At 75.2% G+C, this 23,849-nt stretch carries 25 protein-coding genes and 1 tRNA gene; 16 read left to right on the plus strand and 10 right to left on the minus strand.

From position 1 onward, the window contains the following. Positions 1 to 63: 63 nt before the first annotated feature. Entirely contained in the window at positions 64 to 1,374 is a 1,311-nt protein-coding gene (locus EDD32_RS10815; protein WP_123917394.1) for a glycosyltransferase, read from the minus strand. Next, the gene (locus tag EDD32_RS10820; protein WP_123917396.1) at positions 1,371 to 3,599 is read right to left on the minus strand and encodes a glycoside hydrolase domain-containing protein; all 2,229 of its coding nucleotides are present in this window, start codon (positions 3,597 to 3,599) and stop codon (positions 1,371 to 1,373) included. The genes EDD32_RS10815 and EDD32_RS10820 overlap by 4 nt, the downstream gene beginning before the upstream one ends. 105 nt (positions 3,600 to 3,704) lie before the next feature. Between EDD32_RS10820 and EDD32_RS10825 the strand changes: the two genes are divergently transcribed. From EDD32_RS10825 to EDD32_RS19505, 3 genes are read left to right on the plus strand one after another with little or no spacing between them, the layout of a single operon-like run. Further along, the gene (locus tag EDD32_RS10825; RefSeq protein ID WP_211338801.1) at positions 3,705 to 4,721 is read left to right on the plus strand and encodes a threonine aldolase family protein; all 1,017 of its coding nucleotides are present in this window, start codon (positions 3,705 to 3,707) and stop codon (positions 4,719 to 4,721) included. A gap of 49 nt (positions 4,722 to 4,770) precedes the next feature. Beyond that, positions 4,771 to 6,075: a CoA transferase gene (locus tag EDD32_RS10830; protein ID WP_246006089.1), complete on the plus strand. Its 1,305-nt coding sequence runs from the start codon at positions 4,771 to 4,773 to the stop codon at positions 6,073 to 6,075. Further along, complete coding sequence (locus tag EDD32_RS19505) at positions 6,072 to 6,209, plus strand: hypothetical protein (RefSeq protein ID WP_246006090.1); 138 nt, start codon at positions 6,072 to 6,074, stop codon at positions 6,207 to 6,209. The genes EDD32_RS10830 and EDD32_RS19505 overlap by 4 nt, the downstream gene beginning before the upstream one ends. 3 nt (positions 6,210 to 6,212) lie before the next feature. On the opposite strand, the gene EDD32_RS10835 is transcribed toward EDD32_RS19505, so the two are convergent. Next, positions 6,213 to 7,208, minus strand: a complete 996-nt coding sequence (locus EDD32_RS10835) for an aldo/keto reductase (protein WP_123917400.1) — start codon at positions 7,206 to 7,208, stop codon at positions 6,213 to 6,215. Positions 7,209 to 7,426: 218 nt separating this feature from the next. On the opposite strand from EDD32_RS10835, the gene EDD32_RS10840 reads away from it, so the two are divergent. The 6 genes from EDD32_RS10840 (at position 7,427) to EDD32_RS10865 (ending at position 12,125) form a co-directional block, all read left to right on the plus strand. Next, positions 7,427 to 8,131, plus strand: coding sequence for an NADPH-dependent FMN reductase (locus tag EDD32_RS10840; RefSeq protein WP_123917401.1), 705 nt, complete (start codon positions 7,427 to 7,429; stop codon positions 8,129 to 8,131). Positions 8,132 to 8,354: 223 nt separating this feature from the next. Further along, entirely contained in the window at positions 8,355 to 8,636 is a 282-nt protein-coding gene (locus EDD32_RS10845) for an HU family DNA-binding protein (RefSeq protein WP_123917403.1), read from the plus strand. 122 nt (positions 8,637 to 8,758) lie between these two features. Next, positions 8,759 to 9,544 carry a glucosamine-6-phosphate deaminase gene (gene nagB / locus EDD32_RS10850; protein WP_123917405.1) on the plus strand — a complete coding sequence of 262 codons (786 nt, stop codon included), beginning with the start codon at positions 8,759 to 8,761 and terminating at the stop codon, positions 9,542 to 9,544. Between the two features lie 88 nt (positions 9,545 to 9,632). Further along, complete coding sequence (locus EDD32_RS10855; RefSeq protein WP_123917407.1) at positions 9,633 to 10,004, plus strand: DUF3039 domain-containing protein; 372 nt, start codon at positions 9,633 to 9,635, stop codon at positions 10,002 to 10,004. Next, on the plus strand, positions 10,001 to 11,836 hold the full coding sequence (locus EDD32_RS10860) for a DEAD/DEAH box helicase (protein ID WP_246006091.1): 1,836 nt from the start codon (positions 10,001 to 10,003) through the stop codon (positions 11,834 to 11,836). Before EDD32_RS10855 ends, EDD32_RS10860 begins: the two co-directional genes overlap by 4 nt. A gap of 133 nt (positions 11,837 to 11,969) precedes the next feature. Continuing rightward, positions 11,970 to 12,125 (plus strand): hypothetical protein, encoded by a 156-nt coding sequence (locus EDD32_RS10865; RefSeq protein WP_123917409.1) that lies wholly within the window; start codon positions 11,970 to 11,972, stop codon positions 12,123 to 12,125. Positions 12,126 to 12,603: 478 nt separating this feature from the next. Here the strand turns inward: EDD32_RS10865 and EDD32_RS10870 are convergent, their stop codons facing one another. Next, complete coding sequence (locus EDD32_RS10870; RefSeq protein WP_123917411.1) at positions 12,604 to 13,974, minus strand: nicotinate phosphoribosyltransferase; 1,371 nt, start codon at positions 13,972 to 13,974, stop codon at positions 12,604 to 12,606. 42 nt (positions 13,975 to 14,016) lie between these two features. On the opposite strand from EDD32_RS10870, the gene clpS reads away from it, so the two are divergent. The 7 genes from clpS to rdgB all read left to right on the plus strand — a co-directional run bounded on the left by clpS (position 14,017) and on the right by rdgB (position 20,935). Next, the gene (gene clpS, locus EDD32_RS10875; RefSeq protein ID WP_123917413.1) at positions 14,017 to 14,337 is read left to right on the plus strand and encodes an ATP-dependent Clp protease adapter ClpS; all 321 of its coding nucleotides are present in this window, start codon (positions 14,017 to 14,019) and stop codon (positions 14,335 to 14,337) included. After that, positions 14,337 to 15,020 (plus strand): DUF2017 family protein, encoded by a 684-nt coding sequence (locus EDD32_RS10880; protein WP_170175266.1) that lies wholly within the window; start codon positions 14,337 to 14,339, stop codon positions 15,018 to 15,020. The genes clpS and EDD32_RS10880 overlap by 1 nt, the downstream gene beginning before the upstream one ends. A gap of 11 nt (positions 15,021 to 15,031) precedes the next feature. Continuing rightward, positions 15,032 to 15,856, plus strand: a complete 825-nt coding sequence (gene murI / locus EDD32_RS10885) for a glutamate racemase (RefSeq protein WP_123917417.1) — start codon at positions 15,032 to 15,034, stop codon at positions 15,854 to 15,856. Then, on the plus strand, positions 15,853 to 16,653 hold the full coding sequence (locus EDD32_RS10890) for an MBL fold metallo-hydrolase (RefSeq protein ID WP_123917419.1): 801 nt from the start codon (positions 15,853 to 15,855) through the stop codon (positions 16,651 to 16,653). Before murI ends, EDD32_RS10890 begins: the two co-directional genes overlap by 4 nt. Positions 16,654 to 16,783: 130 nt before the next feature. Continuing rightward, complete coding sequence (locus tag EDD32_RS10895; RefSeq protein WP_123917421.1) at positions 16,784 to 19,459, plus strand: phosphoenolpyruvate carboxylase; 2,676 nt, start codon at positions 16,784 to 16,786, stop codon at positions 19,457 to 19,459. 94 nt (positions 19,460 to 19,553) lie between these two features. Beyond that, positions 19,554 to 20,324 carry a ribonuclease PH gene (gene rph / locus EDD32_RS10900; protein ID WP_123917423.1) on the plus strand — a complete coding sequence of 257 codons (771 nt, stop codon included), beginning with the start codon at positions 19,554 to 19,556 and terminating at the stop codon, positions 20,322 to 20,324. After that, positions 20,321 to 20,935 (plus strand): RdgB/HAM1 family non-canonical purine NTP pyrophosphatase, encoded by a 615-nt coding sequence (gene rdgB, locus EDD32_RS10905; protein WP_123917425.1) that lies wholly within the window; start codon positions 20,321 to 20,323, stop codon positions 20,933 to 20,935. The genes rph and rdgB overlap by 4 nt, the downstream gene beginning before the upstream one ends. A 35-nt stretch (positions 20,936 to 20,970) precedes the next feature. Here rdgB and EDD32_RS10910 read toward each other — a convergent pair whose 3' ends face one another. From EDD32_RS10910 to EDD32_RS10935, 6 genes are all read right to left on the minus strand, one after another. Next, complete coding sequence (locus EDD32_RS10910) at positions 20,971 to 21,369, minus strand: DUF3054 domain-containing protein (protein ID WP_123917427.1); 399 nt, start codon at positions 21,367 to 21,369, stop codon at positions 20,971 to 20,973. Then, positions 21,369 to 21,905 (minus strand): NUDIX hydrolase family protein, encoded by a 537-nt coding sequence (locus EDD32_RS10915; RefSeq protein ID WP_123917429.1) that lies wholly within the window; start codon positions 21,903 to 21,905, stop codon positions 21,369 to 21,371. The genes EDD32_RS10910 and EDD32_RS10915 overlap by 1 nt, the downstream gene beginning before the upstream one ends. After that, complete coding sequence (locus EDD32_RS10920; RefSeq protein WP_123917431.1) at positions 21,902 to 22,615, minus strand: acetoacetate decarboxylase; 714 nt, start codon at positions 22,613 to 22,615, stop codon at positions 21,902 to 21,904. The genes EDD32_RS10915 and EDD32_RS10920 overlap by 4 nt, the downstream gene beginning before the upstream one ends. A gap of 27 nt (positions 22,616 to 22,642) precedes the next feature. Next, positions 22,643 to 22,724: transfer RNA gene (locus EDD32_RS10925), tRNA-Leu, on the minus strand. A gap of 29 nt (positions 22,725 to 22,753) precedes the next feature. Next, positions 22,754 to 23,230, minus strand: a complete 477-nt coding sequence (locus EDD32_RS10930; RefSeq protein ID WP_123917433.1) for a peroxiredoxin — start codon at positions 23,228 to 23,230, stop codon at positions 22,754 to 22,756. 41 nt (positions 23,231 to 23,271) lie between these two features. Then, positions 23,272 to 23,751, minus strand: coding sequence for a peroxiredoxin (locus tag EDD32_RS10935; protein ID WP_123917435.1), 480 nt, complete (start codon positions 23,749 to 23,751; stop codon positions 23,272 to 23,274). Between the last annotated feature and the right edge of the window lie 98 nt (positions 23,752 to 23,849).

A 23,849-nucleotide genomic window follows, 5' to 3' on the forward strand; every position in this document is an offset into this window, starting at 1 on the left:
CCCCATCAACGAGAGGCCGCCCCACCGGGGCGGCCTCTCGTCGTCGTGCGGTGACCGGCCCGGTCAGGGCACCGGCGCCGCGGCTGGTGCGGCCGGTGCGGCCGAGAGCGGGCCGAGCCGGGCGAACAGCGCGTCGAAGACCGCGCCGCGGTCGAACTGCAGGGCGTGGGCGCGGGCCTCGCGCTCGCGCCGGGCCCGCTCCTCCGCCGGCATCGCCGCCACCCGGTCCAGGGCCGCGGCGATGGCGCCCGGGTCGTCCACCGGCACGATGAGGGCGTGGTCGCCCACGGCCTCGCCGATCCCGCCCGTCTCCGTCGTGACCACCGGGCCGCCGCCGGCGAGCATCTTCTCCACCAGGGCGATGCCGAAGGTCTCCACGAACTCCGGCCGCGGTTTGCTCGGCAGGACGTACGCCGCGCACCCGGCCATGAGGGCCGGCTTCTCGGCGTCGTCGACGTCGTCGAGGAAGACGATCCGCCCGGCCGCCGGCGACGCCGCCGCGACCGCCCGCAGCTCCTCCGCCTCCGGCCCGCGGCCGGCGACGACCAGGCGCAGCCCCGTCGCGCCCTCGCTCGCGGCGAACCCGGCGATGAGGTCGTCGACGCCCTTGGCGCGGCTGAGCCGGGAGAGGAAGAGGACGTATCCGTCCCCGCGCAGGCCCCGACGGGCCAGGACCGCCTCGACCTCGGCGTCCGCCAGGTCGAGGTAGGCCCTGGTGTCGATCGCCGGGTAGGAGATCCCGATGCGTTCGCGGCACCGCCGCGCGTAGTCGGTACCGTGGCGGGCGTCGATCGCGGCGGCCTCGGCGATGATGAGGTCGCGGGTGTACGCCGAGACGGCCACGCAGTGGTCCTGGGCGAGGTAGGACGACAGGACGTGGGCGGCGGCCCCGAACCGGTCCTCCGCCACGCAGGCGCGCACGACGTTGGTGACGTCGGAGCCGACCGCCTCGGCGATGGTCGTGACCTCCACCGGCAGGCCGGTGTCCCTGGCGACCCGGACGGCGTCGGCGACGGCCACGGTGTGCGGGCTGAGGTACAGCGACAGGCACACGGTGGGCACGCCGTCGGTGAAGAGCTCGACCAGGCGGCCCGTCAGGCCGGCGAGGTAGCGCCCGTCGGGGACCTTGTAGTCCCCGACCGGGGCCGGGCGCTCGACGACGATCCCGGGGCTGTAGGGCAGGACGCCGTCGAGGGGCTTGAGGGGCAGGCCGGTCGCCTCCAGCCGCTCCAGCGGCCACGTGAGGATCCGGACCTCGTCGAAGCCTCGGGTCAGCGCCGCCTCGGCGAGGTTGCGCGCCTCGCCGGAGTGGCCGCAGATCACCGGGTCGGCGCGCACGACGATCACCAGGCGGCGGTCGGGTCGCTCGGTCATGGAACCTCCGGTCGGGGGATGGGGTGGGTGGAGGCCGACGGCGGTCGACCGTCGTGGCCCCACCCGGTGGGGGTGTCACCGAGCTCGAGGGCGAGGTGGCCACCGTGGTGGACCTCGTCGCCGCCGAGCCAGGTGCGCTCCAGGGGCTCGCCGTTCAGCGTGGCGGCGCGGACGTATTGTGCACGACCGCCGGGCTCCGGCTCGACGAACCCGGTCGTGGTGATCTCGAAGGCCCCGCCGGCGACCGCCAGGCGCGCGCGGGGGAAGGACGGGGCGTTGACGAGGAAGAGGTGCTGACCCGCCACGGGGAAGAGCCCGAGCGAGGCCCAGACGTACCACGAGCTCAGCCCGCCGGAGTCGTCGTTGCCCGGCAGGCCGCCCCGGCCGGTCCCGAACTGCTGGTTGACCACGGCGTGGACGACCTCGGCGGTGCGGTCCGGGCGCCCGGCGTAGTGGTAGGCCCACGGGGCGTCCATGTCCGGCTCGTTGTTGAGGCCCTCGAACCGGCCCAGCGCGTAGCCCTCGGCGAGCTCCGCCGTCGTGGGGGCCAGGCCCGGCAGCCGCACGGGGGCAGCGCCGTAGCCGAAGAAGGTGTCGAGCATGCCGACGAACGCCTCGTCGCCCCCGGCGAGGTCGATCCGGGCGGCCATGTCGTGCAGCAGTCGGAAGGAGTAGTTCCACGGTCCGCCCTCGTAGAAGGTGGAGTCGCGCAGCAGTCCGGTCGCGGGGTCGTAGGCCGCGGCCCACCCGCGGGCGAGGCGGTCGAACTGGGCGGCGAGCGTCCGGTCACCGACGTGGGCGGCGACCTTGGCGGTGCACCAGTACCCGAACGCGAGGTCGAGGGTGTGGCTGATGGGGTGGGCCACCCCGCGCAGGAGGTACTCCTCGCCGTAGGTGCGGCGAAGGTCGTTGTGCATGTGGACCAGGGCCCAGTCCCAGTCCAGCGGCAGGCCGGCCTGGCACAGGTCCGCCAGGAACGTGTGGGCGAGCGCGCTGCCCTGCCGCGAGAACCGGTCGGCCCCGCGGGCCATGCGGTAGCCGACGGGGAGGTTGCCCTCCTCCTCGCAGATGGTCAGCAGGGCCCGGGCGAGCTCGACGGCGCGGCGGGGCAGCAGCGTCGTCAGCAGCGGCAGCTGGGTGCGGTAGATGTCCCACATCGTGGAGATGTCGAAGGCGAACGGCCCGTCCCCGGGCCAGAAGGGGCTCTCGGCCGGGGCGAAGGAGGGCTTGACGAGAGAGTGGTAGAGGGCGGTGGAGAAGACGGTCCGGCGCTCGGGGGAGGAGGTCTCGACCTCGACGAGGTCGAGGTGCTCCGCCCAGGTCCTCGCCGTGGCCGCCCGGCGGGAGGCGAAGCTCGAGCGGGCCGGGCCGCAGTCGAGGTAGAGGTTCTCCCTCGCCTGCTCGGGCCCCCGCAGCGAGAAGCCCATGCGCAGCTCCACGCTCTGCCCGGCCTCGGCCGGCCCGGCCCACATGAGCCCGAAGGAGCGCAGGGTGGTGGGGCGGATGGCGTCGAAGTCCAGCCGGGTCCCGCCGGGCATGAGCCGCCGGTCGTACCACAGCAGCTGACGCCAGTCGGTGTCGCACTCCAGGTGCACGGCCAGGGGCGCGCCCTCGACGACGATCTGGCCCTGCGCCACCCCCGGTCCCACGCTCTGCAGGTACGCCCGCAGCGGCACGGTCGCGCCGAAGGGGATGGCCAGACCGCCGAGGGAGAGGTCGACCACGAGCCGGGCGTCGTGGTGGCGCGGGAACGTGTACCGGTGCACGGCGCTCTTGGGCCCCACCGTCACCTCGCACCGGATCCCCGTGGACAGCGTGGCGCTGTACCAGCCCGGCTCGGCCTCCTCGTCCTCGATCTCCCACAGGGTGCCCAGGGCGTCCAGGGGCTCGACCATGGGGGTGACGCGGAAGTAGTTGTAGTACTTGCGGATCGCTCCGGTGCCCGACTGCTGGAAGTGGGTCACGCCCGAGGCGAGCTGACGGTCGTGCATCGGGGCCGGCACGCCCTCGGTGCTGAGGTCGTAGCGCCCGTAGCCGGTGGGGTAGGCCCCGGAGTAGGCGCAGGCGGAGACCATCCCGAGCGGGTAGGTCGCGCCCGGGTGGGTGTTGCCGATCTGCGGCTTGGGTGACCACCAGCGCGCCGCCAGCCCGGTGCGGTGGGGCAGGTCGGTGACCTCGGTGCCGATGAAGGGGTCGACCCGTGCGGGGGCCACCGGTGCGTTCATGGCCCAACCCTAGGGACGGGCCCGCGAGCCGTCGTCGCTGCCATGCGGGCAACGTAGGGGGTGAAGATGTCCGGTGGGTTACGCCGCCCGCGGGAGAATCGGTCCATGACCTCCCGCGGCTTCACCTCCGACAACGCCTCCGGCGTCCACCCGGCCGTCCTGGCCGCCATCGCGGCGGCGGGCGAGGGCCACGAACCCTCGTACGGCGGGGACCGGACCACCGCCGCGCTCGGCGAGAGGGTGAGCGAGGTCTTCGGCCCGGACGCGCGGATCTTCCCGGTCTTCAACGGCACCGGCGCGAACGTCGTCGCCCTGCAGGCGATGCTCCAGCGGTGGGACGCCGCCGTCGCCACCGAGGTCTCCCACATGGTCACCGACGAGTCCACGGCGCCACAGCTGGTCGGCGGGACCCGGATCGTCACCGTCGCGCACGCCGGCGGCAAGGCGACGCCGGCCACCCTCGCGCCGGCGTTCGACGCCTACGACGGCACCGTCCACCACGCCCGGCCGGCGGCCGTGAGCCTGGCCCAGAGCACCGAGCTGGGCACGGTCTACACCGGCGCCGAGCTCGCCGCCGTCACCGCGTTCGCCCGCGACCGGGGGGCCCGGGTCCACGTCGACGGCGCGCGGCTGGCCAACGCCGCCGCCCGCCACGACGTCGGTCTCGCCGAGGCCTGCGCCGGCGCGGACGTCGTCTCCCTGGGTGCCACCAAGAACGGCGCCATGTTCGGCGACGCCGTCCTCGTCCTGGACCCCGCGCTCGCCGAGCCGGTGGACCGCCTGCGCAAGGCGTCCACCCAGCTGGCCTCGAAGATGCGATTCGTCTCCGCCCAGCTCCTCGCCCTGCTCACGGACGACCTGTGGCTGACCGGGGCCCGCCACGCCAACGCCGTCGCCGACCACCTCGCCGCGCGCCTGGGCGACCTCGGCGTCGCGCTGCGCCACCCCGTCGAGGCCAACGCCGTGTTCTTCGCGGTCGACCCGCGCGTGCTGCCGGCGCTGGTGGCCGAGGCTCCGGTCCTCGCCTGGGACGCGGGGACCGTGCGGGCGGTCGCCTCGTTCGACTCCACCGAGGAGGACGTCGAGGCCCTGGTCACCGTGGTGGCGCGGCACCTGGGTTGACGCGCCTGGGACCTTCCGGCGTCGGGCCCGCGTCTCTAGGGTGCCGTCCATGGTGGAGCACGGCTGGCCGGAGCTGCCGGGTGCAGCCGACGGGTCCGACGTCCCGGCCGTGACGGACGTGGTCACCCGACCCGTGCCGACCGTCGGACCCGTGCCGACCGTCGGACCCGTGCCGACCGTCGGACCCGTGCCGGTCACCGGACCTCGACGCCTGTGGGCGGGTCCGCTCGACGTCGAGGGGCTCGCCGTGGCGTCCGTGCGGGAGTGTGCGCGCGCCGCCGCAGAGCTCGCGGCAGCCCGGGGCACCGACCTGGCCGTCTCCGTCGACAGCCAGGACGTCGCCGCGGCCTTCGACTCCTTCGGCCACCTGCGCCTCGACGGCCGGCCGCTCCAGGCGTGGGCGCCCCTGTCCGGATTCTTCGCCGCTGCCGACGGGTGGGTGCGCCTGCACGCCAACTACCCCCACCACCGCCGTGCCCTGCTCGACGCCCTGCACCTCGACGCCCTGCACCTCGACGGCGGCGCGGCGGACGGCGACGAGCGTCGGGACCCGGTGGCCCGCGCGGTGGCCCGCCTGCCCGCCGCGGAGGTCGAGGCGCGCGTGCGGGCCCGCGGAGGGGCCGCGGCGGCCGTGCGGAGCGAGCGTCGGTGGCGCGGCCTCGGCCACGGCGGCGGGCCGCTCGTCGCGATGACCGCCGCCGGCCCGGCCAGGGTCCTCCCCGCGACGCCACCCCCGGGGGCGCCGCTCGCCGGGGTGCGGATCCTCGACCTCACCCGGGTCATCGCCGGTCCCACGGCCACCCGGGTGCTCGGGGCCCTCGGTGCGGACGTCCTCAGGGTGGACCCGCCACACCTGCCGGAGCTGCCCGACCAGCACCTCGACACCGGCTTCGCGAAGCGCTCGGCCGTGGCCGACCTGCGCGACCACGCCACAGCGGCGCGCGTCGAGGAGCTCCTGGGCACCGCCCACGCCGTCGTCGCGGGGTACCGGCCCGGAGCCCTGGGCCGTCTCGGTCTCGACGGCGCAGCCCTGGCGCTGCGCCACCCCCGGCTCGTCGTCGTCGAGCTGTCCGCCTGGGGCCGGGGGCCGTGGGCGCACGAGCGCGGCTTCGACAGCCTCGTGCAGGCCGCCACCGGCATCGCCGAGCGGTACGGCACGACGGCGCCCGACGGGGCGTGGCGCCCCGGCGCCCTGCCCGTCCAGGCCCTCGACCACGCCACCGGCTACCCGGCGGCCGCGGCCGCCATGCGCCTGCTCGCGGCGGCCGGGTGCGGATCAGCCTCGCGCGCACGGCGGGGGAGCTCCTCGCGAGCCCGGCCCCGCCGGAGGGTCCGCCGGGCGATCCGGCGGTGACGGGGGAGCGGCGCACCGCCGTCACCTACCGTGGCACGCTCACGTACGTCCCCGTCCCCCTGCGGGTGGGGGGCCGGCTGTGGGACCACCCCCCGCCGCAGGAGTACGGCTCCGCCTCGCTGGCGTGGCTGTGAGCGCTACCAGCGGTGGTGGACCTGCGCCCGGATCCGCTCGTCGTAGAGGCGCTCGACCGCGGCGAGCAGCTCCTCGGAGAGCTCGGGCAGCTCACCCGCGGCGGCGTTGGCGCGCGCCTGCTCCGCGTTGCGCGCCCCGGGGATCACGGAGGTCACGCCCGGCTGCTGGACGATCCACCGCAGCGCCACCTGCGCCGGGGTGGCGCCCGCCGGCCCGAGCTCGGCGGCGAGGGCGCTGAACTCCCTCGCGGCGTCCACGCCCGTGTCGTAGTCGACCCCCGAGAAGGTCTCCCCGACGTCGAAGCTCTCGCCGTGACGGTTGTAGGTGCGGTGGTCGCGCGGGGCGAAGACCGTGTCGTGGGTGTAGCGCCCGGACAGCAGCCCCGAGGCCAGCGGCACCCGCGCGATGATCCCCACGCCCTTCTCCGCGGCGGTGGGCAGCACCTGCTCGAGGGGCTTGCGGCGGAAGGCGTTGAGGATGATCTGCACGCTCGCCAGGCCCGGGTGCTCCATGGCGGCGAGGGCCTCGTCGCAGGTCTCGACGCTGACGCCGTAGGCCGCGATCCGGCCCTCGTCCACGAGGGTCTCGAGCGCCTCGAAGACGGCGTCGTCACCGTGGACCACGGTGGGCGGGCAGTGCAGCTGGACCAGGTCGAGCCGCTCGACCCCGAGGTTCTGCCGGGACCGGTCGGTCCAGGCCCGGAACGCCTCGAGGTGGTAGTTCTCGGGCACCTGCTCGACCCGCCGGCCCATCTTCGTCGCGACGGTGACCGCCGGCCCGGCGTGCGCGCGCAGGAAGGCACCGATGATCGACTCGCTGCGCCCGTCGCCGTAGACGTCGGCGGTGTCGAAGAACGTCACCCCGGCGTCGACGGCCGCCTCGAGCACACCGCGCGCCTGGGACTCGTCCACCTCACCCCAGTCCGCGCCCAGCTGCCATGTCCCCAGGCCCACCACCGAGACCTCGCGCCCCGTCGCGCCCAGCACCCGTTCCTCCATGTCCGCTTCCCCTCTCGTCGTTGTCCGGCGTCCATCCTGCCCCCGATCACCGCCCCGTGCGTGCCGGGCCGCGGCGGAGCGGGTGCCGGAGGGGCCCCGGCCGGGGCGGGTAGCGCTCGCCCGGGAGCGGCGGGCGGGACCCCGGTCCCGGGGCGGCGCGGCGAGGCGCCGGTAGTGTGCCGGAACGTCCGGTTCGACCCAACGGCGGAGGAGTAACCGTGATCCGACTCGCCATCGTCTCGGCGTCCACGAGCCCCAACCGCACGGGCAGCCCCATCGCCGCGTGGGTCGCGGAGCGGGCCCGGCACTGCCGCGCCTTCGACGTGGACGAGATCGACCTCCAGCAGGTCGCCCTGCCCCTGTTCGACGAGCCGTTCCTGCCCCGCTACCGGCGCTACATGCACCCGCACACCCTGCGCTGGTCGGAGCGGGTCGAGAGCCAGGACGCCTTCGTCTTCGTCATGCCCGAGTACAACCGCGGGTACCCGGCCCTGCTGAAGAACGCCCTCGACTTCCTCGTGCAGGAGTGGGCGTTCAAGCCCGCCGGCATCGTCTCGTACGGGTCGGGGATGACCGCCGGTATCCGGGGCGCCGAGGCGCTGCGCGGTGTCCTCAGCGCCCTGCAGATGCATCCGGTGCGGGAGACGGTGATGGTGCCGTGCGTGGAGGCGCACCTCCACGGTGGTGTGTTCGCACCGACCCCTGGCATGGTGGAGGGCGCCGAGCTGATGCTCGAGTCGATCGTGCGGGCCGACGCGGCGATGAACCTGCTGCGCACCACGACCGAGGAGGTGGGCGGGCAGCAGGGCGACGACCCCGAGCTCGCCGACCGCGGTGAGGGCGGCTACTCCCCGCGACCGGCGCGGGACGAGCGGGAGGCGTGGCGGCGCTCCGCGATGGGCCCCGGCGGCGCTCGCGGCTGAGCGGGGCGGCACGGCGGCACCCGGCGCGCGCAGACGACGCCCAGTGTGGCCTGTGTGACAGATGTGACGGGTGGGGTGGACCGACGGTCTCTCAAGACGGCCAGATCGGCGCAGACACGCGGAAAAGTGGCGTGTGCGGACGACATCGGCGCCCGGCTGTGCGTAGTGTCGGGCGCAGCGGCACCCGATACGGGTGCCCGTTCCGAACGATGAGAGGGTTTCTATGTCCGTCAACCGCACCGAGCTCGTCGCCGCCGTCGCCGAGCGCGCCTCGCTCTCCAAGACCCAGGCCGACGCCGCCCTGTCCGCGCTGCAGGACGTCCTCGTGGACTCCCTCGGCAAGGGCGAGGCCGTCAAGGTCACCGGTCTGCTGAGCGTGGAGCGCGTCGAGCGCGCCGCCCGCACCGGTCGCAACCCCCGCACCGGCGAGGAGATCCAGATCCCCGCCGGCTACGGCGTCAAGATCTCCGCCGGCTCGGCCCTGAAGAAGGCCGTTGCCAAGTGACCCTGCGCTGACGCGCGAGGGACGGGCAGGACCACACCGGTCCTGCCCGTCTCGTCTTCACCGGCGCGGCGGCGACGCCCCGCGTCCCCGGCGCCCCGCGCCCCGAGCACCAGGAGAGTGACGTGGAAGTCGTCATCCAGCCCGACGCGGCGGCCATCGCCCGGCTCGTGGCCGACGAGGTCCAGAGCCTCCTCGCGGCCCGCCCCGACGCGGTGCTCGGCCTGGCCACGGGTTCGAGCCCGCTGGCCGTGTACGACGAGCTCGTCCGCCGGTACGAGGCGGGCGTCCTGAGCCTCGCCCGGGTGCGGGCCTTCATGCTCGACGAGTACGTCGGGCTGCCGGACGACCACCCGGAGCGGTACCGGAACGTCATCGAGCGCGAGTTCGCCGGGCGGGTCGACCTTCCTGCCGGCGCGGTCCAGGGGCCCGACGGCAACGCCGAGGACCTGCCCGCCGCGTGCGCCGCCTACGAGGCGGCCATCGCCGCCGCGGGCGGGGTCGACCTCCAGCTCCTCGGCATCGGCAGCGACGGCCACATCGCCTTCAACGAGCCGGGTTCCTCCCTCGCCTCGCGCACCCGGATCAAGACCCTGACCTCCCAGACCCGGCGGGACAACGCCCGCTTCTTCGACGGCGACGTCGAGGCCGTCCCGCGGCACTGCCTCACGCAGGGTCTGGCGACGATCATGTCCGCCCGACACCTCGTCCTCGTCGCCACCGGCGCCGGCAAGGCCGAGGCCGTGCACCACCTGGTCGAGGGTCCCGTCAGCGCGATGTGGCCGGCCACGATCATGCAGCACCACCCGCGAGCCACCGTGCTCGTCGACGACGCCGCGGCGTCGCGCCTGCAGCTGGCCGGCTACTACCGCGAGGTCTTCGCCGGCAAGCCCTCCTGGCAGGGACTCTGACGCCGTCGGGACCTGGGTCCCTTGCGACGTCGACACCCGGGTGTGGCACCCGGGTGGGCCACCCGCGGCGGTGCTTAGACTGGGTGCCATGAGCTCCACCCCCGACCGGCCCACCGGTCCGCAGCAGCCGGCACCCCCCTCCAGCGCCCCCGCGAGCGGCACGAGCGTGCTCGAGCGCGAGGAGGTGCGCGAGCAGGTCTCACCCGGGGACGACGAGCGCTACGCCCACTACGTCCGCAAGGACAAGATCACCGCCGCGGCCGTCACCGGCCAGCCGGTGGTGGCCCTGTGCGGGAAGGTCTGGACGCCGGGACGCGATCCGAACAAGTACCCGGTGTGCCCCACCTGCAAGGCGATCTTCGAGGGCATGAACCCCGGCGGCGACGAGGGCGGCAAGGGTCGCGGCTGGCCCTTCGGGCGCGGCCGCAAGGACGGCGCCTCCTCGGGAAGCGGGGAGTGAGCGCCGAGCACCTGCGCCGCTCGACGCCGAGCCACCCCGCCGGACCGACCGCCGTCTCCACGGCGGCGGCCGAGAGCCTCTCGCCCGCCTACCCTGCGCGGGCAGCCTGGGGCACGGCCTCGCGCCTGCGCGCCTGGCAGGCGGACGCCCTGGCCCAGTACCTCGAGCGTCAGCCGCGGGACTTCCTCGCCGTCGCCACGCCCGGGGCCGGCAAGACGACGTTCGCCCTGCGGATCGCCACCGAGCTCATCGCGGCCGGGACCGTGCGGCGGGTGACCGTCGTCTGCCCCACCGAGCACCTCAAGACGCAGTGGGCCGACGCGGCGGCCCGGGTCGGCGTGCACCTCGATCCCGCGTTCACCAACGCCCAGGGCCGCCACGGCGCCTCCTTCGACGGCGTGGCCCTGACCTACGCCCAGGTGGCCGCCAACCCCGCGCTGCACCGGGCCCGCACCACCGCCGAGCCGACGCTGGTCATCCTCGACGAGGTCCACCACGGCGGCGACGCGCTGAGCTGGGGCGACGCCGCCCTCGAGGCGTTCGAGCCGGCCCGGCGGCGCCTGGCGCTGACAGGGACCCCGTTCCGCTCCGACACCGCGGCGATCCCGTTCGTGGAGTACGCGCGCGGCGCCGACGGCATCCGCCGCTCCCGGCCGGACTACTCCTACGGCTACGGCGACGCGCTCCGCGACGGCGTCGTGCGGCCGGTGATCTTCCTGTCCTACTCGGGGCAGATGCGCTGGCGGACCAAAGCGGGCGACGAGGTCTCGGCCACCCTGGGGGAGCCGCTGACCAAGGACTTCACCGCCCAGGCGTGGCGCACGGCGCTGGACCCGGCGGGGGAGTGGGTCCCCGCGGTGCTCGCGGCGGCGGACCAGCGGCTGAGCGAGGTCCGCCGGCAGGTGCCCGACGCGGGCGGACTCGTCATCGCCACCGACCAGACCAAGGCGCGCGCCTACGCGCGGATGCTCGAGCAGATCACGGGCGAGCCCGCGGTGACCGTCCTGTCCGACGACGACGGGGCCTCGGCCCGCATCGACGCCTTCTCCGAGGGTGAGCAGCGGTGGATGGTCGCCGTGCGGATGGTCTCCGAGGGGGTGGACGTCCCGCGCCTGGCGGTGGGGGTCTACGCCACCGCCACCTCGACGCCGCTCTTCTTCGCCCAGGCCGTGGGCCGGTTCGTCCGCGCCCGGCGCCGGGGCGAGACGGCGTCGGTGTTCGTGCCCTCGGTCCCGCACCTGCTCGGCCTGGCCGGCGAGCTCGAGGTCGAGCGGGACCACGCCCTGGACCGGGTGCTCACCGCCGAGGAGAAGGGCACGTTCTACAACCCCGAGGACGCGCTCGTCGCCCGGGCGAACCAGGCCGAGCAGGCGTCGGACTCCCTCATGCTCCCCGGCTTCGAGGCCCTCGGCTCGCAGGCGTCCTTCGACAAGGTGCTCTTCGACGGCGGGGAGTTCGGCACCGGCGCCGAGGTCGGTTCGGTCGAGGAGCAGGAGTACCTGGGGATCCCCGGCCTGCTCGAGCCCGAGCAGGTGACCACGCTGCTGCGCGCCCGCCAGGCCGAGCAGGTCCGGGCGCAGCAGCGTCAGTCGGCCGCCGAGTCCACCCGTCGGCACAACGCCGGGGCCGACGACCACCGCCGCCGGGCCGCCGCGCGCAAGGAGCTCTCCGGCCTCGTCTCGGCGTGGTCGCGGCGGTCGGGCACCCCGCACGGCGTCGTCCACACCGAGCTGCGAAACAAGTGCGGCGGGCCCGAGGTGGCCCTCGCCCGCACCGAGGAGATCGAGGCTCGGATCGCCCTCCTGCGGAAGTGGTTCGTCGGCCGGAGCTGACGTCCCGCCGCGCTGACGTGCGGTCTCGGGATGCGGGGCCGACCCGGCGGTGCCACGCTGTGACCATCGAAGGTGCACGGCTCGTCCCCGAACCCCGGGGGCGGGAGTCGTTCACAGAAACGGGAGGAACCCCATGTCCCTCTGGCTCATTCTCATCATCGTCGGCGTCGTCATGCTCATCCTGGGTGTCGCCGTGGAGGCCGCCCAGATCCTCATCTGGATCGGCATCGCGATCGTCGTGGTCTCGCTGATCATGTCGCTGATCTCGCGCGGCAAGTCGCGCGTCTGAGCCGGTCCGGGCCCCAGCGCCCGGTCCCGCAGGAGGCCGCCCCCCACTGGGGGGCGGCCTCCTGCCATCTCCGGCGGAGCCATCGGGCGCGGGTCTCGTCTCCGGCGGAGCCATCGGGCGCGGGTCGCGTGCCGCAGCCGACCGGTCGGCGCCGGTTCGCCGCCCCGGGCCGTGCGGACCTCAGCGTCGGGCAGCGAGTGCACCCGAGGTACTCCCGATCGCAGCGATCCGAGCCGCGTGCGTGGCCGTCGCCGACAGCCGAGCGGGGAGGATGCGGCGGGTCGGGTCACTTCCGACGGCTGACAGCCGCCGGATCGTCCCCGGTGAACCAGCGAGGGCGCCCGGTGACCGGTGAGCTGCGGTCTGGTGAACCCGCGCGGGGCGGTGAGTGACCGGCGAGTCGGCGATCCGAGCGGGCGGCGAGCCGCGATCCAGCGAGCCGGACCCGGCAGCCCGAGGACTGCCGCGCGGCGCGGTCTCAGCGGGCGCGGCGCTCGTCGTCGCGCGGGTCGAGGTCCACGTGCCGGGTGGGGATGGCCGGCTCGCCCTCGCTGAGGCGCCAGGCCTGGTACGGCAGCTCGGCCCGGGAGTCGAGGTGACGCTGGGCGGCGGCCTCCAGGGCGCCGGGACCACGGTGCTCCTCGACGATCTCGCCGCCGACCACCAGCGGTACCTGCAGCGCCCGGGCCCCCGCACGCTCGATCTCCGTCCGCGCCCGGGCCACGTCGGAGGTGGCGACCACGAGCTCCTCGACGGCCCGGCCGGCCTCGTCCAGCACCCGGCCGGCCACCTTGTGCCCGCCCATCGAGGACTTCGAGGCCGACGCCTTGGCGACCTCCTCCATCCGGCCGTCGGCGTCCTCCCGGGCGACGATCTTGTACACGAGCTCGGCCGTCGGGTGGCCGGAGCCGGTGACCAGCTTGGTGCCCACACCGTAGGAGTCCACCGGTGCGGCACCGAGGGCGGCGATGGCGTGCTCGTCCAGGTCGGAGGTCACCGTGATCCTCGTCGAGGTCGCCCCGAGCGCGTCGAGCTGCTCGCGGACGGTGAAGGCCTGCGCCACCAGGTCCCCGGAGTCCAGGCGCACCGCGCCGAGCTCACCGCCGCCCGCCCGCGCCGCCGCCACCGCCCGCTCGACGCCGCGCGGGACGTCGTAGGTGTCCACGAGCAGGGTCGTGCCCGGGCCGAGGGCCGCCACCTGCGCGGCGAAGGCCGCCTCCTCGTCGTCGTGGAGGAGGGTGAAGGAGTGAGCGGCCGTCCCGATGGTGCGGATGCCGTAGGAGCGGCCCGCCTCGAGGACCGACGTGCCCGCGAACCCGCCCACGACGGCGGCGCGCGCGGCGGCCACCGCGGCGGCCTCGTGCGTGCGCCGCGCACCCATCTCCAGGCAGGGTCGCCCGTGCGCCGCCACCGTCATCCGGGAGGCGGCCGCCGCGACGGCGCAGTCGTGGTTGAGGATGGACAGGATCACCGTCTCGAGCACGACGGCGTCGGCGAACGTGCCCTCGACCGTCAGCACCGGTGACCCGGGGAAGAAGACCTCACCCTCGGCGTAGCCGGTGATGTCCCCGCCGAAGCGGTAGCCCGCCAGCCGGTCGAGGGTCTCCTCGCTCACGACGCCCGCGGCCGCGAGGTAGTCGATCTCGGCCGGGCCGAACCGGAACGCCTCGACCGCGTCGAGGATGCGGGCGGTCCCGGCGACGACGCCGTACCGGCGTCCCGCCGGCAGCCGTCGGGCGAAGACCTCGAAGACGCTGTGCCGCTCGGCGGTCCCCGAGCGCACCGCTCCCTCGATCATGGTCAGCTCGTACATGTCCGTGAGCAGCGCCGTGCTCGCCGTGGTCCTCATGGCCACACGGTAGTGGCCCGCCGGTCTGCCTAGAGTGGGGGTGTGAGCCCACCCCCCGCCGTCCCGGCCCTCGCCCTGCCCGTGGAGCAGCGTGCCGAGGAGACGGCCGAGGCCGAGGAGGTCGAGGCCGACCAGCCCTGGCGGACCATCGTCTGGGACGACCCGGTCAACCTCATGAGCTACGTGACGTACGTCTTCCGCACCTACTTCGGCTACGACGAGCCCCGCGCGCACCGGCTGATGATGGAGGTCCACACCCAGGGCCGGGCGGTGGTCTCCACCGGCCACCGCGAGCAGATGGAGGTCGACGTGCAGGCCATGCACTCCTACGGGCTGTGGGCGACCCTGGACCAGGAGGCCTAGTGCACGCCTTCGTCCCCGTGCCCGGTGGGCACGCCTCGAGGCTCGCCGAGACCGAGCGCACGGTCCTGGCCCGCCTCGTGGCCGACACCGCCGAGCTCCTCGGCACCCGCCTGGCAGAGACCGGCTCGGGTGCCGGGACGTCCACCGGCGCGGGCGAGCTGCCCGCCGCGGGCGGCACGCGCCTCACCCCCGACGACGCCGTCCTCGCCGCCCTGGACTTCACCCCGGCCGGGCACCTGGCCCCCGACGCCCCCGCCGACCCGGCCCTCGCCCGGCTGCTGCCGCCGATGAGCCACGACGACCCCGAGCTCGCCGCGGAGCTGCGTGCCCTGACCGAGGGCGGCCTGCGCTCGGCCAAGGTCTCCCGGCTCGAGACGGTCTGGCGCGAGCTGCGCGGGCCCGCCCGGCCCGGCGGCGCCGCCGTCGTGCGCACGGGGCAGGAGGGGGCGTGGCTGGCCGCCCTGACCGACGTGCGTCTCGTGCTGGCCTCGCGCCTGGGGATCGAGGACGACGACGACGCCGAGGAGGTCTACGACCGTGCCCGGTCCGCGCGCTCGGGCGGCGACGACGGTGACGACGGTCACGACCCGGTGACGGACGCCCTGGCCACGATGTACGCGGCCCTGACGTGGTGGCAGGAGTCACTGCTCGAGTCCATGGAGCGGGCCCGGCGCGCGAAGTAGGCTCGCCCACCATGGACGACGCACCCATCGGCATCTTCGACTCCGGGGTGGGCGGACTGACCGTCGCCCGCGCGGTGCTCGACCAGCTGCCGGGGGAGTCCGTCGTCTACATCGGCGACACCGCCAACACCCCGTACGGCCCCAAGCCCATCGCCCAGGTCCGGGCGCTCGCCCTGGACGTCATGGACCGCCTGGTCGTCTCGGGCGTGAAGATGCTCGTCATCGCGTGCAACTCCGCCTCGGCGGCCGTCCTGCGCGACGCGCGGGAGCGCTACACCGTCGACGCCGGCGTGCCGGTGGTCGAGGTCATCCAGCCCGCGGTGCGCCGCGCCGTCGCTGCCACCCGCAGCGGGCGCGTGGGGGTGATCGGCACGCAAGCGACCATCGACTCCGGCGCCTACCGCGACGCCTTCGCCGCCGCGCCGCACCTGGACCTGACGATGGCCGCGGCCCCACGGTTCGTGGAGTTCGTCGAGCGCGGCATCACCTCCGGCCCGGAGGTCCTCGCCGCCGCCGAGGAGTACCTCGCGCCCGTGCGCGCCGCCGGGGTGGACACCCTCGTCCTGGGCTGCACCCACTACCCGCTGCTCACCGGCGTCATCTCCTACGTCATGGGGGAGGACGTCACGCTCGTCTCCTCGGCCGAGGAGACCGCCAAGGACGTCTACCGCACCCTCGTCGCGCACGACCTCGAGCGCGACCCCGCGTCCGGCCCACCCGAGCACCGGTTCCTCGCGACCGGCGACACAGGCTCCTTCCAGCGTCTCGCCCGGCGCTTCCTCGGCCCGGAGGTCGTGGCGGTCGAGGGCGCCGCCGAGCTGGAGGGTGCCCGGTGAGGCTGACGGTCATCGGCAGCTCGGGCTCGATGTCCGGACCGGCCTCCCCGGCGTCGTGCTACCTCGTCCAGGCGGACGGCCCCGGGCCCGACGGCGCCGCCCGCACCTGGTCCGTGGTCCTCGACCTCGGCCCCGGCGCGATGGGGGCGCTCCTCAACCACGTCGACCCCGCCGAGGTCGACCTCGTGGCGATCACCCACCTGCACGCCGACCACATGGTCGACCTCATCGGCATGCAGGTCTACCGCCGCTGGCACCCCGACGGCGTCCTGGCCCCGGTGCCCGTCCTGGCCCCCTCGGGCGCCCTCGAGCGGGTCCGCGGCGTCGGCGGGGACCCCGAGAGCGAGACCTACGCCGGGGAGTTCCGCTTCCTCGAGCACGACCCCGCCACGCCGCTGCGCGTGGGGCCGTTGCGGGTGGAGTCCTTCCCGGTCGAGCACCCCGTCCCCGCCTACGGCATCCGGGTGACCGGTCCGGGCAGCGTCCCGGACGGTCCCGCGGAGGTCTCCGTCGCCTACACCGGTGACACCGACTCGTGCCGAGGGGTGGTCGAGCTGGCCACGGGCGTGGACCTGCTGCTGTCCGAGGCCGCGTTCCAGGAGGGCCGGGACACCGTCCGCGGGGTCCACATGACCGGCTGCCGGGCGGGCGCCGCGGCCACCGCGGGGGGCGCCCGCCGCCTGGTCCTGACCCACCTCCAGCCCTGGACCGACCCCGCCGTCGTGCGGGCCGAGGCCGAGGCCACCTTCGCCGGCCCGGTCGAGGTGGCCGTGCCCGGGGCGACCTGGGAGCTCTGACCCCCGGCTCCCCCGGCGCGGTGCCGAGCCGCTCCCGCCGCTGTCTCAAGGAATGGTCATGTCGGGGTGAGGGAAACCTCACGCTCCGGTCACGGCGCGGCACCGGCGGCCCTCGGTAGCCTTCAGGACCATGAACCCACGCAGCGACGAGCACTCCCGCGGGGCGGCCCGCCACGAGGTGCCCGAGGTCATGCGCGACGACGTCCGGCTCCTGGGCGGGATGCTCGGCCGGGTACTGACCGAGTACGGCTCGCCCGGCCTCTACGAGGACGTCGAGCGCCTGCGCGAGCTCGCGATCGGCGCGGTCGAGCAGCCCGGCGCCGACCTCGCCGCCGCCGAGGAGCTCGTGGCCTCCTTCGCGCCCGGCCGGGCCGAGGAGGTGGCCCGGGCCTTCACCTGCTACTTCCACCTGAGCAACCTCGCCGAGGAGCAGCACCGCGTCCGGACGCTGCGGGCGCGCGACGGCGAGGTGCCGCTCGCCGAGCAGCGCCCCTCCGATTCCGTCGCCGCCGCCTACGCCCACCTCGCCGGCGAGGTCGGCGAGGACGAGGCCCGGCGTCGGCTGGCGGCACTCCGGTTCCACCCGGTCCTCACCGCCCACCCCACCGAGGCCCGCCGCAACGCCGTCGCGAGCAGCGTGCGGCGCCTGGGCGAGCTCCTCGACGAGCGCGACGACCCACGCCTGGGGCCCGGTGCGCGCGACGAGAACGAGCGGCGCATGCTCGCCGAGGTCGACAACCTCTGGCGCACCGCCCAGCTGCGCCCGGCCAACCCGTCCCCGCTGGACGAGGTGCGCACCTCCCTCGCCGTCTTCGACAGCTCCCTCTTCGACGTCTTCCCGGCCGTCTACCGGCGCCTGGACGACTGGCTCCTCGGCTCGGGCCGCGGCGCGGCCGAGCCCCTCGCCCCGGCGTTCGTCCGCCTGGGCACGTGGATCGGCGGCGACCGGGACGGCAACCCCAACGTCACCGCGGCGATCACGCGCCAGGCCGCCGCGCAGTCGGCGGACCGGATCCTCACCGCCCTGGAGCAGGTGACCCGTCGGGTGGGCCTCGGCCTGACCCTGGACGACCGGTTCGCCCGGCCCAGCGCCGAGCTCGGCGCGCTCTGGCAGCGTCAGCGCCAGCTCTCCCCGGAGGTCACCCGCCAGGCCGCGGAGAACTCCCCGGGCGAGACCCACCGCCAGGTCCTCCTGGTGGTCGCCGAGCGGATCGCCGCCACCCGCCGGCGCGACGCCGACCTCGCCTACGCCCGGCCCGAGGAGCTCCTGGCCGACCTCGCCGTCGTCCAGTCCTCCCTGGTCGCCACCGGCGCGGCCCGCGCCGCGTACGGCGAGCTGCAGACCCTCGTGTGGCAGGTGCGGACCTTCGGCTTCCACCTCGCCGAGCTCGAGGTGCGCCAGCACTCCAAGGTCCACGCCCAGACCCTCGCGTGGCTCGCGGACCCGGCTGCCGTGCCCGCACCGGCGGTCCCGCCGGAGGAGGTGCTCGACACCTTCCGGTCCATCGCGGCGGTCCAGGCCCGCCACGGCGTCGAGGCGTGCCGGCGCTACATCGTCTCCTTCACCCAGTCCGCGCAGAACCTCGCCGACGTCTACGCCCTCGCCGAGGCCGCGATGGGCTCCGCCGAGGCCGCACCCGTCCTCGACGTCATCCCGCTCTTCGAGACCTTCGACGACCTGCGGGCCGCGCCCGACGTCCTCGAGGAGATGCTCGCCATCCCCGCCGTGCAGCGGCGGCTCGAGGCCACCGGGCGGCGGATCGAGGTCATGCTGGGGTACTCCGACTCCGCCAAGGACGTCGGACCGGTCTCGGCCACGCTGGCCCTGTACGAGGCGCAGCAGCGCATCGCCGACTGGGCCCGCACGCACGACATCACCCTCACCCAGTTCCACGGCCGCGGCGGCGCCCTCGGGCGCGGCGGCGGCCCCGCCAACCGGGCCGTCCTGGCGCAGCCGCCCCACTCGGTGGATTTGCGGTTCAAGGTCACCGAGCAGGGCGAGGTCATCCAGGCGCGCTACGGCAACCGTGAGATCGCGGTGCGGCACATCGAGCAGGTCGCCGCCGCGACGCTCATGGCGTCGGCGCCCTCGACCGAGCGGCGCAACGCCGAGGCCGCCGGCCGCTACGCCGAGCTGGCCGGGCGCCTCGACGAGGTCTCCCGCGCCCGGTTCTACGACCTCATCCACGCCGAGGGGTTCGCGCCCTGGTTCGCCGAGGTCACCCCCATGGAGGAGGTCGGGCTGCTCGCCATCGGCTCGCGCCCCGCCCGCCGTGGCCTGAGCGTGGAGTCCCTGGAGGACCTGCGCGCCATCCCGTGGAACTTCGCCTGGACCCAGGCGCGGATCAACCTCACCGGCTGGTTCGGGCTGGGCACCGCCCTGGACGCCGTCGGCGACCTGGACCTCCTGCGCCGGGCGTACGCCGAGTGGCCCCTCCTCGCCACGATGATCGACAACGTCGAGATGTCCCTGGCCAAGACCGACCACCGCATCGCCAGGCGCTACCTCGAGCTCGGGGACCGGGACGACCTCGCCCAGATGGTCATGACCGAGCTGGACCTCACGACGTCGTGGGTGCTGGCCGTCACCGGGCACACCCGCCTGCTCGAGGGCCACCGGGTGCTCGGCCGCGCCGTCCAGCTGCGCAACCCCTACGTCGACGCCCTCTCACTCCTGCAGCTCAGGGCCCTGCGGGCGCTGCGGGACGGCTCGGCCGAGCTGAGCGAGGACGAGACCGCCGACCAGCGGCGCCTGCTGCTGCTCACCCTCAAGGGTGTCGCCGCCGGACTGCAGAACACGGGCTGACCCCCGGCCGGGCCCGCGCCCGGGGCGCCCGCCGGGCGCCCCGGGGTCGAGGCGCCGTCCGGACGCCCCGGCCCGCACCGGTAACCTCGGGGGCATGACGACGTCCCCCAGCACCGCCCTGCGCGCCGACGGCCGCGCCCCCGACGAGCTGCGCGAGGTCCGCCTCACGCGGGGCTGGCTCGACGAGGCCGAGGGCAGCGTCCTGGTGGAGTTCGGCCGCACCCGCGTGCTGTGCGTGGCCTCCTTCACCGAGGGTGTGCCGCGGTGGCGGCAGGGCTCGGGCCTGGGCTGGGTCACGGCGGAGTACGCCATGCTGCCCCGGGCCACCTCCACCCGCAGCCAGCGGGAGTCGGTCAAGGGCAGGATCGGGGGGCGCACCCACGAGATCTCCCGGCTCATCGGCCGCTCGCTGCGCGCCGTCGTCGACCTCTCCGCCCTCGGCGAGAACTCGGTGGTGCTGGACTGCGACGTCCTCCAGGCCGACGGCGGCACCCGCACCGCCGCCGTCACCGGCGCGTACGTCGCGCTCGCCGACGCCATCGCGTGGGGCACCCGGGAGGGGCACGTCCGTCCGCGGGCGGGCGCGCCGGTCCTGACCGACTCCGTGGCCGCGGTCTCCGTCGGGATCGTCGACGGCCTGCCGGTGCTCGACCTGCCCTACGTGGAGGACGTGCGCGCGGAGACCGACATGAACGTCGTCGTCACCGGCTCCGGCGACTTCGTCGAGGTCCAGGGCACCGCCGAGGGCGTGCCCTTCAGGCGTGCCGAGCTCGACACCCTGCTCGACCTGGCCGTCGCGGGGACGGCCCGGCTGCGCGACCTCCAGGCCGAGGCGCTGGAGCGGCCCCTCGAGCGTCGCGCGTGAGCGGTCCGCGCCTGGTCCTGGCCACGCACAACCCGCACAAGGTCGGCGAGCTCCGGGAGATCCTGCGGCCGCTGCTGCCCGGTCTGGACGAGGACGACGTGGTCGGCGCCGCCGACGTGGGCACCGACCCGCCCGTCGAGGACGGCGTCACGTTCGCCGAGAACGCGCTGCTCAAGGCCCGGGCGCTCGCCGCCGCCACGGGCCTGCCCGCGGTCGCGGACGACTCGGGCCTGTGCGTGGACGTCCTCGGCGGGGCGCCGGGGGTCTTCTCGGCCCGGTGGGCGGGCCGGCACGGCGACGACCGCGCGAACCTCGAGCTGCTCCTGGCCCAGCTCGCCGACGTGCCCGAGCCGCACCGCGGGGCGCACTTCGCGTGCGCGGCCGCGCTCGTCACACCCGGCGGCCTGGAGGTGGTCGAGGAGGGCACGATGCCCGGCACGCTGCTCACCGCGCCCCGCGGCACCGGCGGGTTCGGCTACGACCCGATCCTGCGCCCGGCGGGGGAGGACCGGTCCTCGGCCGAGCTGAGCCCGGCCGAGAAGAACGCCATCAGTCACCGCGGCAAGGCCTTCCGGGCCCTGGCGCCCCACCTCGTGCCGCTGCTGGGCTGAGCGCACGACGCCGGACGGCGGCCCCGGCCGCGCGATCAGAGGTAGCGCGCGCGGCGCTCCCGCCGCCGCTCGACGACCTCGGGGACCACGCGCCAGCCGACGAGCAGGAGCCCCAGGACGCCGAGGGTCACCCACGGGAACGCGCCGGACATGCCGCCGCCCGAGACGGCGCGCAGCGCCAGGCCGATGCCGGCGGTGAACACCCAGATCATCACCCCGGAGGGCCAGATGAGCAGCGGCAGCGCGCGCACGGCGGGGACGAACCACGCCACGGCCAGGCCCACGAGGAACGGCCACACGATGCCGAGGTACCCGTCCGAGCCGTGGCTGAGCATGCCCACGAGCGCGAAGAGCAGGACCGCGGCGGCGTCGATCCCGAACCACCACGCGGGGTGGACCTGGTCCGGGACCACCGGCTCCGGTGCGGTGTCCATCAGCGCAACCTCCCCAGATGGGCGAGCGCCTGCCGCAGCAGGGTCGCATGCCCCTCGATCATGTCACCGAGGATCTCCGGCGTCTGCGCCTCGGCGGCGGTGAGCCACGTCAGCTCCAGCGTGTCGTGGCTCGGCCGGCAGTCGCCGGCGACCGGGACCACGTAGGCGAGGGAGACGGCGTGCTGGCGCGGGTCGTGGAACGGGCTCCCGGGCGTCGGGAAGTACTCCCCGACCGCGAACGGGTGGAGGGAGAGCGGCAGCCGCGGCAGCGCCATCGGCCCGAGGTCCTTCTCGAGGTGACGCTCCAGCGCCTCCCGGATGGTCTCGTGCAGGAGCACCCGGCCGGAGACCAGGGCCCGGGAGATCGTCCCCTCGTCTGTCGCCCGCAGGAGCAGCCCGACCGCCTCGAGGTCCCCGTGCGCGTCGACCCGCGCCGGGATCGCGTCGACGTAGAGGATCGGCACCTTCCGGCGCACCAGGTCCAGGTCCTCGGGGGAGAGCCACGGGCCCATGTCCCCGCTCGCGATGTCACTCATCCCACGTTTGTATCGTGCCCGGCGCCCGCGCGCGACGCCGCCTCGCCGTTCACCGCCCCGAACACGAGCGTTCCGGCCAGCCGCAGCGTCAGCACCGGCCGGCGGTGGGCGAGGTGACCCAGCGGCCCCGCCGGGGCGAAGTCCCACGCCGAGCGCAGTCCGCCCACCCGGGCCGAGAGCAGGTGGGCGGCTCGGTGGTCCGCCCCGTCGAGGTGCTGCGCCGTGGCGAAGGTCAGGCGGACCCGGCCGGGCAGCCACCGCCGGGTCCGGGGCCTCGTCCGGGTCCGGACCCGGACGACCGCGCTCCCGGGCCCGTTCTCGGCGGCGGCCCCCGCGGGCCCGATCGCAGCGTCCGGCACCGCAGGCGCCCCGCGGCTGAACACGGCGAGCTCCTTGGGGATGCCCCACAGGGCGCGGGCGCCGTCGCGGGAGGCCGGCGAGTCCACCCAGATCTGGGTGACCGTGACCACGGGGCGCAGCCCGCAGCGGCCGAGGACGGCGACCACGAGCTCGTCGTAGGTCAGGTCGCCGGGAGGTCCGTACCGGACCAGCGCGACGCCGGTGAGGAGCCTCCCAGCGAGGGCCACCGGTCGGCAGCCGGCCGGGGTCACCGGGCGGGCGGCCGGGGGCACCGTCGCCCGCGGGACGGCGAGGAGCGAGAGCGCCGCGGTCGCGGTGAGCGACCACGGCGCCGCCGGCCATTCACCCATCTGAACTCCTCGACCGAGGGTCGTCCGTGCGCGAGAGGGGACTCGAACCCCTACGCCCGAAGGCACCAGGACCTAAACCTGGCGCGGCTGCCAGTTACGCCACTCGCGCTCGGCGGACAGCCTACGCGGGCGGGACGCTCAGCCGACGCCGAGCTCCTTGCGCAGCCGCGCGACGTGGCCGGTGGCCTTGACGTTGTACTGGGCGAGGGCGACCGTCCCGTCCGGGCCGACCACGACGGTCGACCGGATGACGCCCACCGACGTGCGCCCGTAGCTCGACTTCTCGCCCCAGGCGCCGTAGGCCTCGAGCACCTCGTGGTCGGGGTCGGACGCCAGCGGGAAGGGCAGCGACTCCGCCTCGGCGAACCGGGCCAGCTTGGCGACGCCGTCGGGGGAGATCCCCACCACCGCGTAGCCGGCGGACCGCAGCGCGGCGAGGGAGTCCCGGAAGTCGCAGGCCTCCTTGGTGCAGCCCGGGGTCGCCGCGGCCGGGTAGAAGTAGACGACGACGCCGCGCTCGGCGCCGGCACGGAGCTCTGCCAGGGCGACCTCGCCGCCGTCGGCCGTGGGGAGGCGGAAGTCCGGGGCGGTGTCGCCGGGGGCGAGACGGGGCATGGTGTGGCTCCTTGTGCGGGTGGGGTGAGGGCCGGGTGGGGTCAGCGGTCGAGGCCGAGATCGGCGCGCAGCGCCGCGACGTGGCCGTGCGGGTCGACGTCGTACTGCGCCAGCCGCAGCGTTCCGTCGGGCTCGACCACGAAGGTCGAGCGGTGCACCACCTCGCGGGTGACGCCGTTGCGGGTCACGGGTCCCCAGGTGCCGTAGGCCTCGGCGACGGCGTGGTCCCGGTCGGAGGCGAGGGGAAAGGTCAGCTGTTCCGCCGCGGCGAAGGACTCCAGGTCCTCGAGCGGGTCGGCCGAGAGTCCGACGACGGAGTAGCCGCCACCGCGCAGGGCGGCGAGGTTGTCGCGGAAGTCGCACGCCTCGGTGGTGCAGCCGGGCGTGGCGGCCCGGGGGTAGAAGTAGACGACCACGCCGCGTTCGCTGCTCCGGCGGAGCTCGGCGAGGGAGACCTGACCGCCACCGGCGGCGGGCAGGGTGAAGTCGGGCGCGGTCGTTCCGGGTTCGAGACGGCTCATGCGCTCATCCTGTCATCGCCCGGCCGGGTCCTCCCGTCGGTCCGTCCGGCGGCGGGCGGACCTGCGTCCCTCGCGCCGCGTCGGTTCGGCGCCTGTAC

Source organism: Georgenia muralis (genome assembly GCF_003814705.1).
Taxonomy (GTDB): Bacteria; Actinomycetota; Actinomycetes; order Actinomycetales; family Actinomycetaceae; genus Georgenia; species Georgenia muralis.